This is a genomic window from Nocardia neocaledoniensis (assembly GCF_029868625.1).
Taxonomy (GTDB): Bacteria; Actinomycetota; Actinomycetes; order Mycobacteriales; family Mycobacteriaceae; genus Nocardia; species Nocardia neocaledoniensis_A.
The window spans coordinates 22147-36305 of sequence record NZ_JARWOJ010000225.1 but is presented as its reverse complement, the minus strand read 5'-3'; the positions used below and the strand labels follow the sequence as shown (position 1 = coordinate 36305).

Below are 14159 nucleotides of genomic sequence, written 5' to 3'. Positions count from 1 at the left end.
CCCGGGCATTGAAGTTCCCGGTCGAGATTGGATGATCCATGCGTAACCGCTGGGCCGGCGTACCGTTCACCGACGCCGATGACGACATCGCCGCCGCATTGCTCGACCTCAGCATCCCGACCTTGATGCTGTCGCTGGTGCACATCACCGGCGACATCGAACTGCTGCGAGATCGGTTGCGGCCCAACGGGGTGTTCCTCAACGAGGTGCAGGGCTTCATGTCGCCCGAGGACCAGGCCGCAGTGCGCGAGCTCGCACTGCCGATCCTGCGCGACTACCGAGATCGCGGCTGCCCGGAACCGGCCCCGTTGTCCGGGGAAGTCATCACAGAGATGATGCGGTGGCTGGTCTGCGAGGAGGTGCCCGAGGAATACCTGCCGATGGTGCTGGCGGACCTCGAACTCGACGGAACCGACCCCGACGAAGCGGTTCGCGAATCTGACCACTCTGATCGAGACGACTTCAATGTCGTGGTGATCGGATGCGGCCAGTCCGGCCTTCTCGCGGGAATCCGACTCCAGCAGATGGGAATCCCGTACATCATCATCGAGAAGAATTCTGGCGTGGGCGGAACCTGGTGGGAGAACTCCTATCCCGGCGCTCGCGTCGACGTCGGCAATCACTTCTATTGCTACAGTGCCGAACCCAGCTATGACTGGAGCGAATACTTCGCCCAGCAGCCGGAGTTGCAGGGCTACTTCCAGCGGGTCATGGACGAGCACGACATCGCCCCGCACGTACGGTTCGGCACCGAGGTCCTGGGCGCCCGCTGGGACGAGCAGCACCAGCGCTGGCTTGTCACGATCCTGCCCGCCGACGGTCCCGCCGAGATCGTGGAATGTTCGGCGATCATCTCTGCGGTCGGCCAGCTCAACCGCCCGAAGATCCCCGAGCTGGAGGGACGGGACCGCTTCGCCGGTCCGGCATTCCATTCCGCGCGCTGGGATCACGATCTCGACCTCACCGGCAAACAGGTGGCGATGATCGGCGCGGGTGCCAGCGGTTTCCAGATCGCACCGGCCATCGCCGAACAGGTCAAGAGCCTGAGCATCTTCCAGCGCACCGCCCAGTGGATGTTCCCCAACCCGAACTACCACGCAGCGGTCGGGCAGGGAGTCCGGTGGGCGCTGACTCATCTGCCTTTCTACGGCCGCTGGTACCGATTCCTGCTCTTCTGGCCCGGATGCGAGAAGGGCCGCGAGGCAGCACTCGTGGACCCCGACTACACCGGCGATCCCGCCGAAGCGGTCAGCGAGATCAACAATGCCGCCCGGCTGATGTTCACCCACTGGATCTCGAGCCAGATCAACGATGATCCCGACCTGCTGGCCAAGGTCATGCCCGACTACCCGGCGACCGGCAAACGCACCCTGCAGGACAACGGCAGCTGGCTACGCACCTTGCAACGCGACAATGTGGAGTTGATCCGCGAAGGCATCCATCACATCGAAGCCGACGGAGTGGTCGCCGAGGACGGCAAGCGCTATCCCGCCGATGTCATCATCTACGCCACCGGCTTTCACGCCAACCGCGCGCTGTGGCCGATGGAGATCACCGGCCGCGACGGGCTCGAACTGCAACAGCTCTGGGGCGAACGGCCCAGCGCCTACCTGGGCATCACCGTGCCCGGCTTCCCGAATCTGTTCTGCATGTACGGGCCCGGCACCAACCTCGCGCACGGCGGCAGCCTCATCCTGCATTCTGAATGCCAAATGCGCTACATCAGCAGCGCATTGGAGCAGCTCATCGACTCCGGGCATCGATCGATGGACCCGCTGCAAAGCCGATGCGAGGACTGGCACGCACGCTCACAAGCCGAACTCGCACGGCTCGTATGGACCCAGCCGAGCGTCAAGCACTCCTTCTACAAGAACTCTCACGGCGAGATCCACAGCCTCAGCCCCTGGCGCCTGGTCGACTACTGGACCTGGACCAAACACGCCGACCTCACCGACTACGTACTGCGCTGATCGAGAACATCTTCATTTGTTGTCCGAGAAGGGAATTGAAGTGTCACCAACCGAAATCGTGCAAGGCATGTGGCAGGCGGTCTCCGACCGGGACTGGGAAAAGGCCCGCACCTACTACGCCGACGACTGCGTCTTCTACGACATCCCGACAGGGCCCACGATCGCCGCGATCGGACCCGACGACATCATAAAAAAGCTCAGCATCTCGGTGGACCCTCTCGCCGCCTACGCCAACCACCCCGGCCTGCTCCTGACCAACGGAACTGACGTGCTTTTCGAACATTCCGAGACCTGGACTTGGGCCAGCGGCGAAATCGCAGTGCTGCACTTCGTCTCGGTCCACAAGGTCCACGACGGCAAGATCACTCTGTGGAAGGACTACTGGGACATGAGCGAACTGACCAACAATGCCCCCGCAGGCTGGTACGAGAGCTTTGCCACCAGCGACCTGTCGTGGATCTCCGACGCCACGGGCAAGGTCTGAGCCATGAACGATCCGGACGATAACGCGACCACCTATCCGCCCGCACCGTGGCGGATGACTGGGCACATGTGGCTCGCCAGCTTCGCAGTACGCGCTGACGTCGACGAAACCCGTCCCGCCGGTACGTATCAAGTCGCCTTCGTCGACTACACCGCGGACAGCGCAATGGTCTACTCCGAACTCATGGTCGGCCGCGTTATCGGTTCGGGCGAGTATCGCAATCACTTCACGATTTCCGACATCTGGGTAGACCTGCCCGCCTCGGTCGCTGGTGGACGGCAGATCTGGGGCGTGCCGAAAGAACTCGCACAGTTCAGCAAGACCGAGACCGTGCGCGGTCCGTTGGCTCGTACGGCACTGGGCTGCGATGCCGGCGAACACCCAATCGTACGGGCCCACTTCACCGATGCATCGCGGCTGACAGTGCCGATACCGTTACGCGGCCGCACATTCCAGCCGCCGCTACCCGAGGGCGACGGTACAAAGCTGTCGAGCATGCAGGCGAGAGCTCGTGCGCTGCCGTGCGCTAGTTCCTGGGAATTCGATCCGGATGGCCCGCTGGCATGGCTGCACGGCACCACGCCTCGAATGTCGATGCGTGCGTATCGATTCCACATGACGATGGGTGTGGCCGAAACCCTGACGGTCTGATCGACGTCGTGCCGCGCGCCACCGGATTCCTGGGGCCTATGTCAGCCGGACAGCGCCGAATCCCGGATACCTGGCGGGTTGCCGCAACCCCGGGCGTTCGACATGACGGGGGCAATACCGAAGGAGGTTGCCAGCTACTCACGCGAGCGGTTAGATCAGTGCTCACCGGTGATGAAATGTCCGTTTTCAGGGGGAGCGATTGGCATCAAATTTGGCATCACGACAGCGTGGGACGCATCGGCCGGGGTGGGATCAGTCCGACGCCGAGGACGACTGCTACCCAGCTGACCTGCGCGGATAGGACGCACCGATACGGGATGACGTACCCGGGACGGTGTCTGCTGGGCTCATAACCCAGAGGTCGCAGATTAATCGTGTCCCCGCTACTAGCGAAAGCGGCCCGGAACCAGTGAGCCGGAGGCTTCCCATAACCGATTTGCCCCGAAGTTCTCAGGAAGTCCAACGCAATTTTCGAGGTACGAGGTGCCAGTACTGTGCAGCAACTCCGTAAATCGGAAGGACCCCCTATGTTCAGCACGCAACATTCAACTCTACCGAGCCCCTGCTCGGCGAATACCGAGCGGCGATCGGCCCTTCACAACGGCCGGTTATGGCGTCGTTTCCGCTGCCGCCCCACCGGTAGCAGGTCTGCGGTGACAGTCCCAACTATGAAACGCGGGCGACGTCCGCGCTGCTGATCAGCCCAGGTGCCGTGCAAATCTCGGGCCGCGCCTGCATTCCCTACCACACGGCGACCCGGCACCGGACAGGGCCGAGCGGAGACGGGTGCTTGACGGTGGACTTGACCACTACGTGTGTGTTGAAGGTCGACGGTGCCGTGTCGGGATTCGTTTCGGCCGATCTGGCAGTACACGATCGTGACGCGCAGGTCTACCGCTGGCGGGTCTAGGGACGACTCAGTCGGTGAGGAGACTCGCCCGGCGCGGTCGCCCGGCTTCCCAGAAGCGGGGCCGCCTCCGGAGGCGGTGTTCGAGATCGAGGTTGTTGACGGAGCCGAAGGACAAGCACTTGCCGAGGTTCAGGCCAGCACCCGGTACCGGCGAAAAGGGCTAAGGGCCAGAAGAAGACGCTGCTCGAACCGGACCCGGCGCAAGCTCCGGTGGTACGGCGCATCTACGAGTGGCGGTGCATCGAGCGTCTGACCTACCAGCAGATCGCCGATCGGCTCAACCTCGACCTGGTGACCAATCCGCCGCCGGTGCCGGTGAATCGGGCAATAGCGCGGGGGCGCTGGACATGGTCCAATGTGCGTGATGTGCTGACCAACCCGAAGTACACCGGCCACCAGGTGTGGAACCGGCACGGGCGCAAATCCAACAAGAACCGGCTCAACCACATCTCGGAATGGGTGTGGTCGCACCAGCCGGTCCATGAGGCGCTGGTCAGCATGGAAGACTTCCTGCAGGTACAGCAGAACCGCAGTATCCGGCGCGGCTCGCGTGCTACCGCAGACTCTAACGTGCGCCCAGATATCAAGCGCACCTGTTGGTTTCGCTCATATCGTTTGTGCGATCACTGCGACCGCCGCATGTTCGGCAAGACCCGCCGCGTCGCGGCCTACTATGCTTGCCAGCCGAAGAAGGGCTATGCCCCCGAAGGCCACCCGAACGGCGGATCGTTCTTCATCCGCGAACAAGACCTTCTCGACCACCTGGCGACTTTCTTAAACCAGCATGTCTTCGGCTCCTACCGACGCACCCTCCTGGTCGCAGACCAACCCCAGGCATACGCGCCGAAGAGCAACGACAGCACAAGCTTTCGGCGCTGCGCCCAGATAGCCGACGTCGAGACCCGGATGAAACAACTGGTCCGCAACCTCGAAGTCCTCGACGACACCGACCGCGAATTCATCTCTGAAATCAACGACCGCCGTATCGAACTCAAGGACGAACGATCTCAACTGTGCGACAAGCTCGAAGCTATCGAAACCCAAGTAGCGCAGGCGCTGAATCTCCACGTGCGTCGAGGGACTGACCGCGGCACTCCACGAACGGCCCGCAGGTCAGGGAATCCTCGACACCGTCGAGGAGTGGTTGCGTCGCAAGCAGGACGCGCGCACCAGCTTCGACGACCTGTACGACCGCATGCTGCAAGCCAATCCGCAGCTCGAAGGCCTTTTGTCGGGCCCGGCTCACCAAAGTGATCCGCGAAGGCGCGCAGCTACTCGCCGAAGAACAGGGCTGGAGCGCTGACGATCTCGCCCCGCGCATGTTGGCCGCGACAGTAGCCAGCGTCGTCAGCGAACTCACCTACCGTTCCCAACCGGGTGACCTCGACCGGGCGATGGTGTTCATCCCGGCGGCGGCGGCAACTTTGCGCTGAAACCTGGGCGAGGACTCGAGGATTGGTTGGAGGGGAAGCCGATCCGCGGGTCGAGCCGCTGTCATGTCCTACGTAACCGTAGGTTCGACAGGATGTGTGTGCCGATCGTGCCGCATGCGTGTCGCGCCAGCGCGGTCGGTGGCCTTGAGGCGAGGTCCGCCGTTGCTCCAGCCGAGCAGCGGTGCGATCTCGAGCACGTAGAGCGAGGGCTGCGGCACCGGCGCCAGTGTCCGTGGGGAACGGCCGAAGCTGTCGTCGCGACCGTCTGTGCGGGCATTGTTGCTTATCGCGTGACGGCGACTCCGGTCCTGCCATACAACGGCGCTGGCTGTCGCTGATCGAACGATGCGCGTTGGAGAAAACTACAGAGTTGGCCCCTGCGGCAGGGTCACAGCTCTGCCTTCGTGACCGGGTCAGGCGATGGTTCGCGTTCTCCGTCCTGGTCCCAATCGCGGCAATACGGGCACCATGGTCGCAGCTTGTGACGTAACCATACTGCGTAAAATGAAGGTCGCCCAGAGTGCGTCGACCGGCAGTGACACCACGCGTGGCAGACCGACGCGTAGACGAGGTAGACCGGCGTGGTGAGCAGTAGCAACACCGCCAGCATGCGTGGGGTGGTGGTCACCGCATGCCGCAGCCACAGCAGCCATTGTCGGCGTTCGGCCTGTCGGCCGGCGTCGGCGGGTACTTCGCGGGGGCGACCGGTTCCGGGTTGGCGAGGCGTTCGGTTGGTTGGTTAGGCCACGGCCTTGTTGTAGGCGTCGATGATTTCGGCGGCGATGCGGCCGCGGGTGGAGACTTTGTGGCCGTTTTCGGCCGCCCAGGCTCGGATCGCGGTGAGGTCGTAGCGGTTTCGGGTGGGTGTGGCCGGTGCGGCGGTGTTGCGGCTGGTCGATTTGGTTGTGCGGCCGGTTTTGCGTGCGTGTGCGACCCATTGCGTCAGGTTGTCGCGGAGCTTGGCGGCGTTGCTGTCGGAGAGGTCGATTTCGTAGAGGGCGCCATCGATACCGAACGTGACCGTCTCGCTAGCGGGGGTGGTGCCGTCGATGTCGTCGACAATGTTGACTACCACTTTGCGTGCCATGGGTGTTCCTGTCTGGTCGATGAATGGGCCGACACTGCCGCCCGGGTTTAGGAGGCAGCATGGATGACTATCTCACGCCCGGACTTTGCGCGTGGACGGCAGTTTCGGCGATCGTCGGCCGCGACCAAGCGTGGGAATGTAAGGGGATGCCGGCTGGATCATTCGAAATCTGTAGGCCTGGTGGTGGCTTACGCACAACATCGCTGTTGTACGGCGGCCCACCTTACTTGTTCGGTGGGACGGTCAGCTGTCGGTGTCTCGGCTATGACTGATGGTGGTCGGACTGTGGCGCTGTGGTCGGCGTCCTCGATCGTCCAGGGCGTGATCTTGGGCAGTTGGGATGTGGTCACGGATAGTCTGTGGCCAGGCTGCTGTGTAGTAAGCGAGGAGTTGTGGAACCTCGCGACGCGGACGCCGTGGACAAGATAGGACCGCCGGCGCCGCGGCCGTGTGTGAGTTGTCCGTACCGGCGTGATGTTCCCAGTGGGGTGTGGGATTTCGGCGAGTACGAGAAGCTGCGTGGTTATGTTCCTCCGCGTTGGCACCTCAAGCCTCGGATCGGGTGTCGGCCCTGACGCGGTGGTCTACCCTGTCTCACTGTCGTGCTCGGGAGGCAGGTCTCCCGCGTTCGCGAGCGCGGACTCGCACACGAATAGTGGATCAGAGATCAACAAATCTGTGATCGAGTGCGATCGAATACAAATCGCAGGATCACCGACGGCAGACTAGCATGCCGGAACGTCGTTGACGGCGCCGATTGTACAGGTGGACTTCCGATGATGTCGCTGTGGGCGCAGCTAGCCGGATTGTCGTCTCAGTTCAGTATCCGGCAGTCCCGCTGGTCACTGCAATCTGCAGGGGTTCGCTGCTGACTACCTGGAACGGGATGGGTTGATTCGGCTTCCTGGCACGGCGACATGGATGATGTGGCGAGGCTCGGGGTCGCCCTTGATATCGAATGCGGTGTGCCCGATCAGCGACTTGATGTGCGGGGGTGGACCGGTGGGATCGAACGCCTTATGTCGCAGTGCGACGAGGAACCCGATGCGGATGTCGTTTCCTTCGTAGGTCGCCGCTTGCTTCAGGTATGCAGTTCGATCGTTCATCGGGAGCTTCGAGTCGTCCACCTTCATCTCGATGTGGAGTGCGAAGTCGTCGAACTTCAACCGGATGTCCACTCGTCCGCCGCCGACGTCGAAGACCTCGTACTCGACGCGACTTCCGAGGTTGCCGACCAGGTAGTTGTAGAGATCGTCGTGGATCGCGTTTTCCTTCGCGGCAGGGTCGAAGAGGTAGGGGAAGTGTCGGGCTGTCGAGTTTGTTCTGCTGGCTACGAAATTGATGATGAGCAGCAGGAGGTTGTCGACGACCGCGACGACCTCGCCTTTGTAGTCCGGGCTCGCCGACAGCGCCTCGCGGAGCAGGTCGAGCAGTTCCCGCTGCACGAGGTTGAGATGGGACCGTCCCAGGGCGACATGGTCGAGCTGCTGTTCGAGAGCGGCGAGTGTTTCTGGCGAGATCTGTGCCAGCAGTCCTTCGTCATTGGAACCGAGTGGCACCAGTTGTCCAAGTAAGCGTGGGAGCGGCGTGTGTGGGCCGCCGCCGGCTTTTCCCCGCGACTCTTCTCCTCCCCTTGCCAAGCGTCGCGCGATCTCGATGATGCTACGGGCGGCCTCTAGCTGAGCGTGCTCATCGTCGTCAAGACTGTGGGGGTCTCGCGACGCGAGGCCAGAAGCGTATTCTTCGAGGTTGCTCAGGTGGCTGGCCTTTTTGGCGAAGCCCTCGTCGATAACCGGCTGGATCAAGTCCTGTACGCCGACGATGTCTGCACAGCGAGTGCCGACGCGGAACGTCCTAGCGCTGATATAGATGGAGAGTAGGTCTCGTATGATTACTTCTGCTTGATAGAAGCCGTCCTTGCGGAGTTGGTGACCCATCCGTTCGAGGTCATCGGCAAGTGTGGCCCACGCGTTCAGTGCGGCGCGCTTGGTGTCGCTGTACCAGTGGTCCAGGCCGCTGGAATCGATACTGAATCGCAGGATCTGCTCGCGAATTGTGCTGAGCTTGTCAGCTGAAAGCGGAGCCGTGGTCACCGTGTTCATCGCGTTGCCGGAAACGATGCCGTTGACGAGTTCGCGAAGGGCTTCGACGACGCTGAGCATCGGGACAGCGTCGGTCCTCAGATACGTGTTGGCTGTTATTTCAAGGTACTTGGCAGAGTCTGCGAGATGAGGGCTCATCTCCTGGACAGACGCGGCGCGCAAGGAGCGGAGCAAGGAGGCGGTCGCCAGAGCCCATGCGGCGTCTGATTCGACCTCTGCTGCCAGAGTGACGTCACCTCCGTCCACTGGGTCGAGGCCGCTGAGAACGCGGATGATGCCGACCAACAGGTCTGCTTCCGGCCAGATATCGACGGAGGTGCTCACCGAACGGATCACTGCTCGCGCCATCGGGAGGACTGTCGGTCGGGTGAATTTCTGCAGCAGCGCTAGCAGTGAGAAGTGCGATCCGTGCCCTGCGGCGACGAGGCGAGTCATCGCCTCGAGCGCGTCAGCGGATACGAGGTCCGCGAGTTGCTCTGGTTGCTCGCGGACAAGGAAGCCCGCGACCACGGTTTCGAGATCTGTGACGAGCTTGGTGCCGACAACTTGGGTGATGACAGCGCTGTCCAGGAGCGCGTCGAGCGAGTCCCGAAACAGCGTCGGCTGGGCGGTCGCGACGACGGCGGCGGCTACAGCCGATACGGCCGCAGCAGCATCAGTGTCGCCAGGGCGTGCGTCCCTGGCGATCAGGGTGGCCACGAGCGGAAGCGCTGGTTTCCCAGCAAGGGTCGCGGCGTCGGAGGCAATACGTCGCCATCCCCCGAGGATTTCGATCGCAGTGTGCGGGAATGGCTTGCCTCTGCTGGTTTGAGCCAATCCAAGAACAGCGTCGGAGAGCGATAGGGCATCGGTGTCGCTCATGTGCTCTCCTCCCGCGACTGGGTGAGGTCGAGTTGATGTTTCCTAGGGCTGGTGTCGGAGCGACCGTGTCCTCACCATACGAAATCCGCTCCTTCGGCGATCAGGCGGTTCTTCTCGGGCAGCAGGTCTACCAGCGGGCCGGTGCTGCGTGTTGCGACGATGATCTGCATCGGTGCTTCTTTGGCTACCTCCAGCAGTGCCGCGACCATCGTTGCCAGGTCCCCGTCGGGCATCTCCTCCGCCGCTGGAGAGTCCAGAAGCAGGAATCCTGGATGACGCCCAATGTTCTCGGCGTACCCGTGCTTGATGAGCGCGATCACTGTCGCGATCTTCAACCGCAGCTGCTCACCGGGAGATACTTCCCCGTAGGTGGAGGGATCTCCGTTCTGTCGCAACTTCATGTTTGCGGCCCCGTCGAGCTTGATGTTGCTCAAGCTGTCAGCGCCGAAGTTCGCGACTAGACGCCCAATCTCGTCTGAGATCGTCGTGAGCAGCGGATCCTGGTGTTGCTTCACCCACGCTCCGAGGACCTTCTTCGCAGCATCGGCTACGGCAAGTTGCACTGGGTCGACTGTGGATGCGTCCGTCGGCGTGACAGGTTCTGCGAGGGCAGCTGCGGCACCCTCGGCGCGGGCCAGTTCGATATCCAGCAATCGACGGTTCTCCACCGATTCGAGCAGTGAAGCCTCGAGGTCGGTTTCTTTGACGAGTTCGTCGTGTGCCGCCTGCAGCCTGTCTATCTGCTCGCCCAGGCTAGTAATCGCGCTCTCCACCTCGACCTGTGCCTGCTCGAGCGCGTCGATCTCGCTTGTGGGCGACTCTTCCTCGCCTTCATCGATCGCGGGTCCTGTGGAGTCGAGGAGTGCGGAGGTTACGTTGGCCTCGACAGTGTCTGCGACCACGACGTTTGCCTTGAGTGCCTCCAAGTTCAGGTCGCTCGTGCACACGGAGCATTTGTGTTCGTCCGGTTCCGCGGCGCGGCGCTCGGAGCTTACGGTCGCAGTGCAGCGTGGGCAGACAGTTGGCTGCATCTGGTGGAAGAACTTCGTCAGCAACGCGTGCTCATACTGGGTGTGGTGGCGAGCCTTCGCAGCCTTCAACTGCTGTCGCACAGTGTCGGCGGCGACCGACCGGTTCAACAACTGGGTGCGCAGAGCGTGTATTTGTCGACTCAGCTCACTGATCCTGGCGTTCGCTGCGGCCAGCTTCGCAGGTGCGGGTATGCTGGCGGGGAGCTCGGCAATCTTGGCTTGGACTGCCTCGACCAATTCGAGTGCCCGGCGTCTCGAGTTCTGCACCGCCGCGGTCGCGGTATTCGTCCGCTCCTTCGCAGCCTTGTGCTCGGCCTCCAACGTCCCGGCAACCGTCGACGCGGTCGCTAATACTGGCACCCAGTCTGTTCCGATGAACATCTGCATCAACCGGATGCTGAGGGTCGGCTCCTTGCCGATGATCGAAGTCAGGTATTTCGGCCGCACCCAGAGCGCGTTCACATACGACGCCCACTTGTGTGTCGTTGACTTCCCCGACTGCGAGACCGTGAAGGTTTCCAGGCGAAGGCGGCTCAACATTACCGAACTCATCGCGTCCTCGAAGGACCCGTTGTCGAATGAAGCGAGGACCGTTGCCGCAACACCTTCCTGATCAATGACCGTGACCGTGCCGTTGTGGGCCTCGCCGTTGCGCGCATCGAAGGCGACGCGCAGCGTTTCACTCCCGACCTCCCAATCGACCTCGACATGCTCAATCCACCGTTTCACGGAGACCGAGAACTCCGCGCATCGGCCGGAGAGTGACCACAGCAAGACGTTCACAAGGCTTGACTTGCCGCGCAGGTTGTTGCCCGACCCGACTCCTGTCACTCCGTCGAACAGCTTCCACTCGAAGTTGAATGGGACCAGCGCGCGCACAACCGGACCCTCAGTCTCCGCACTGCTGTCCCCGTCCTCGTATCCTTCCTCGCCCTCGTGGATCGGCCCGGTATCGGTTTCGGCGGCAGCGGTCGCTTCGGTTTCCCGCCGCATCTTTCCGTCGTCCCTGTAGATCGTTTCGAGGGGGTGGCCTTCGGCGTCTGGATGCGACGCCTTCAGGCGCTTGGTTCCTTTGAAGGCCACTCGCGCCACACGAAGGTGGACGGGTACACCACGCGACGCCGAGGTCGGGATGCCGAGGTCGCCGAGTATCCGGTCGACCTCGGCCGGGGTGATCTCAATCCGGTTCTCCTTCTGACGGCGGCCTAGAACGTTTGCGATTTCGTCGGCAAGCGAACTCACACGCCACCCCCAGACTTACCAACCGATGCGGACATCTGATCAGCCAGCCGCTTCCGAACATGATCAGCGATCGGTGCGATATCCAAACCCAACTCCGTGCCGGCATAGGTCGCCTGCTGGTACTGACGCTCCTTCAACTTGCCACCGACTGTGTCACCAGCTACCAGCGCCACCAGTTCGGCCTGCCGTGTGTACCAACCCAACACCGGATCTTCTGACAAATCCGCCACCGCGGCCCCGCCGTCCGCGGTCAAGAACAGCTGGTTGCGATGACTTTTCATCCCGGGTTCGCCGGAGCGTCGGAAAGTCGCCAAACCGTAGGTCTCAAGCAACGCCATCGCGTCGTCGATCGCTTCGTAGGCACCGTAGAACCACCGCGGCATCGGGTAATAGCGCAAGTCGGGCTCGGGATCCTCTAGTAGGCTCCGTGCTACGGAGAGGTACGACTCCGCCAGCCGGCCCTCCGCGACTTGCGAGATGATCTCGTCGGCCAAGTAGTCGGGATTGCGCATCCAGAAGTCCATCGCCTGCAGACGCAGTTCGCTACGGACAGCCTTCACCGCAACTGGCGGGTCCCCGTCGACCGCGTCGTCGCCTGTCCGGTCGAGTAGCACGAGAAGACGGAGTGCATGCTGCGTGCGAGTGTGGGATGGGCGCTCGATCCCGGAGCCTGAACCCGTCGTCATCGCCTGCCTTCCGTGTCAATGTTAGCTGCGCCTACTTGAATCGGGCGTACGTACCACTCTCGGCCAGATATTGCCGTGAAGAGTCTCCCTTTCGGCAGGTGCAGCATGGTGAATCCAAGCACAGGAATGGCGTACATGCTGGTCAGCGCGATACCTCCTGCCGGTGACACGGTCGCCTAACCGGGACTGTTCATTGCGTTCATCATGCCGGAAATTGTCCGCAGCGATAAATCGTTCCCGGTATCGCCACAGTTACTGCCGACGAACGTCTTTCGGGAGCGGGTCGAGCTCCGGGACTGGCACTTGAGCGCAACCGCCGCCGCGGTGGGCAGGTTCTTCCCGACGCCCGATGGGTCAGTGCTGCTGCCAGTGATGATGCAGCCGAAGTTGGTAGCTTCCGATCGGCTCGGCTCCGCCGTGGACGAATCCTGACCCGGGGGTATGGGTTCCGGTGCGCACCACCAACGCTGCCAGAGACTGTTCACCCCGGTTGATGCAGTCCAACGTGATTGCATCGAGGAGTCCGCCGAGGCGACGGTAGGGATACAAACCACCGATCGCGGCGGAGAGCCCCTTGTAAGTGATCGTCTGGCCAGTGCACGCCACGGCGATCAGTGCCGCGCGCGACCGGATCGCCGCGGCCATCAACCGGTCGTTGACAAGTACCGGGCTCTCGGGGCGCCACGGGAATTCCAACCGATCGCCGGCGGCGAATGTCATCGGTGCATGAGTGGTTTCGATGGACATGCTGGTGATGTCGCTATCGCCAGGTCAGGTGTTTCGCCACGATCTGCAAGGGCCCGTTGCGACTGTTCCGCAGCGAAATCGCCGACCACGTCGTGCTGTAGCCGTGAGCGGTGCGCGATCATCGACCAATGACACAGACACAACGCGGCCAGGGTTTGCGTCGCATGCTGAGCGCGATCTTGTTGACTGCCGCGTTGGCCGGGTGCAGCCAGTCTCCCGCATCGCTATCAAGCAGTGGCGCGACGGGAACCCCAACAGCCAGCAGCACCAGCACCCCGAACCCATCACAGTCCACAGCCGTTGAACAGTCGCCGACGACGCCCACGCCTACCGCGGTGCCGACAAGGCCTCGGATCGTGTTCCAGCACAAGACAAACCAGAGACCCGCGCCACCACTGCCCGCAGCAGTGGCAGCCGAGTTGCCCTCGGCCTATGTCGAAATCTCTGGCGCATGGGCAGGCCGAATCGACACCACCAACATCGCCTGCATGGCGCACCCGCCGCTCACCTCGACCTTCGTCGGCTGGCAGTACATTGCGCGTCGACCCGACAAACCGGCCAGCGAACCCGCGATCGATGTGCAGCTGTCCAAAGCTTATGAACACGAGACCGACAGCCGGCGTCCTCTCTACTCGCCCGACCTCACTGTCTCGTTTCCCGACGAGAACGGCTTCACCTGGATTGCGCATTCGTCCTGGGGCGGGCCACTGAGCTGGAAGGGGCCGACGATCGAGCTCTCCGCCGACCGCCGCACCGTGTCTTTCAGTGCCGCCACCGCAGTCCGGTCGACCGCGGTGACCGGTGTCGACCTTGAGCGGATCTCCTGGGTCACGGTGGCCGGGGTGATCACCTGTCCCGAACCGCTACCCGACCTGCCATGAGAATTCGGCCGCCGCCTCGGCCGAGCGTCCGTCCGCGTCACCCTGCAATCGGCAGCGACACGGACTATATGTCG

12 protein-coding genes are annotated in these 14159 nt (G+C 62.6%); 7 read left to right on the top strand and 5 right to left on the bottom strand.

Annotated elements, in window-relative coordinates; translation table 11 throughout:
- Positions 1 to 38: 38 nt before the first annotated feature.
- From QH270_RS16980 to QH270_RS16960, 5 genes are all read left to right on the top strand, one after another.
- Positions 39 to 1970: a flavin-containing monooxygenase gene (locus QH270_RS16980; protein WP_280343216.1), complete on the top strand. Its 1932-nt coding sequence runs from the start codon at positions 39 to 41 to the stop codon at positions 1968 to 1970.
- Between the two features lie 40 nt (positions 1971 to 2010).
- Positions 2011 to 2454 carry a nuclear transport factor 2 family protein gene (locus QH270_RS16975; protein WP_280343214.1) on the top strand — a complete coding sequence of 148 codons (444 nt, stop codon included), beginning with the start codon at positions 2011 to 2013 and terminating at the stop codon, positions 2452 to 2454.
- Positions 2455 to 2457: 3 nt separating this feature from the next.
- Entirely contained in the window at positions 2458 to 3105 is a 648-nt protein-coding gene (locus tag QH270_RS16970) for an acetoacetate decarboxylase family protein (RefSeq protein WP_280343210.1), read from the top strand.
- A gap of 1090 nt (positions 3106 to 4195) precedes the next feature.
- Positions 4196 to 5269 (top strand): recombinase family protein, encoded by a 1074-nt coding sequence (locus QH270_RS16965; protein ID WP_280343302.1) that lies wholly within the window; start codon positions 4196 to 4198, stop codon positions 5267 to 5269.
- On the top strand, positions 5266 to 5448 hold the full coding sequence (locus QH270_RS16960) for a hypothetical protein (RefSeq protein ID WP_280343208.1): 183 nt from the start codon (positions 5266 to 5268) through the stop codon (positions 5446 to 5448). Before QH270_RS16965 ends, QH270_RS16960 begins: the two co-directional genes overlap by 4 nt.
- A 739-nt stretch (positions 5449 to 6187) precedes the next feature.
- On the opposite strand, the gene QH270_RS16955 is transcribed toward QH270_RS16960, so the two are convergent.
- The gene (locus QH270_RS16955) at positions 6188 to 6535 is read right to left on the bottom strand and encodes a histone-like nucleoid-structuring protein Lsr2 (RefSeq protein WP_280343205.1); all 348 of its coding nucleotides are present in this window, start codon (positions 6533 to 6535) and stop codon (positions 6188 to 6190) included.
- A 359-nt stretch (positions 6536 to 6894) separates the two neighbouring features.
- Between QH270_RS16955 and QH270_RS16950 the strand changes: the two genes are divergently transcribed.
- Positions 6895 to 7110 (top strand): DUF6283 family protein, encoded by a 216-nt coding sequence (locus QH270_RS16950; protein WP_348537666.1) that lies wholly within the window; start codon positions 6895 to 6897, stop codon positions 7108 to 7110.
- 297 nt (positions 7111 to 7407) lie between these two features.
- Here the strand turns inward: QH270_RS16950 and QH270_RS16945 are convergent, their stop codons facing one another.
- From QH270_RS16945 to QH270_RS16930, 4 genes are all read right to left on the bottom strand, one after another.
- Positions 7408 to 9498 (bottom strand): hypothetical protein, encoded by a 2091-nt coding sequence (locus QH270_RS16945; RefSeq protein ID WP_280343202.1) that lies wholly within the window; start codon positions 9496 to 9498, stop codon positions 7408 to 7410.
- 71 nt (positions 9499 to 9569) lie between these two features.
- Positions 9570 to 11771 (bottom strand): hypothetical protein, encoded by a 2202-nt coding sequence (locus QH270_RS16940; protein ID WP_280343199.1) that lies wholly within the window; start codon positions 11769 to 11771, stop codon positions 9570 to 9572.
- Positions 11768 to 12457, bottom strand: coding sequence for a hypothetical protein (locus QH270_RS16935; protein WP_280343197.1), 690 nt, complete (start codon positions 12455 to 12457; stop codon positions 11768 to 11770). The genes QH270_RS16940 and QH270_RS16935 overlap by 4 nt, the downstream gene beginning before the upstream one ends.
- A 354-nt stretch (positions 12458 to 12811) precedes the next feature.
- On the bottom strand, positions 12812 to 13204 hold the full coding sequence (locus QH270_RS16930) for a hypothetical protein (protein WP_280343195.1): 393 nt from the start codon (positions 13202 to 13204) through the stop codon (positions 12812 to 12814).
- A gap of 356 nt (positions 13205 to 13560) precedes the next feature.
- On the opposite strand from QH270_RS16930, the gene QH270_RS16925 reads away from it, so the two are divergent.
- Positions 13561 to 14085 (top strand): hypothetical protein, encoded by a 525-nt coding sequence (locus tag QH270_RS16925; protein ID WP_280343193.1) that lies wholly within the window; start codon positions 13561 to 13563, stop codon positions 14083 to 14085.
- The last annotated feature ends 74 nt before the right edge of the window (positions 14086 to 14159 follow it).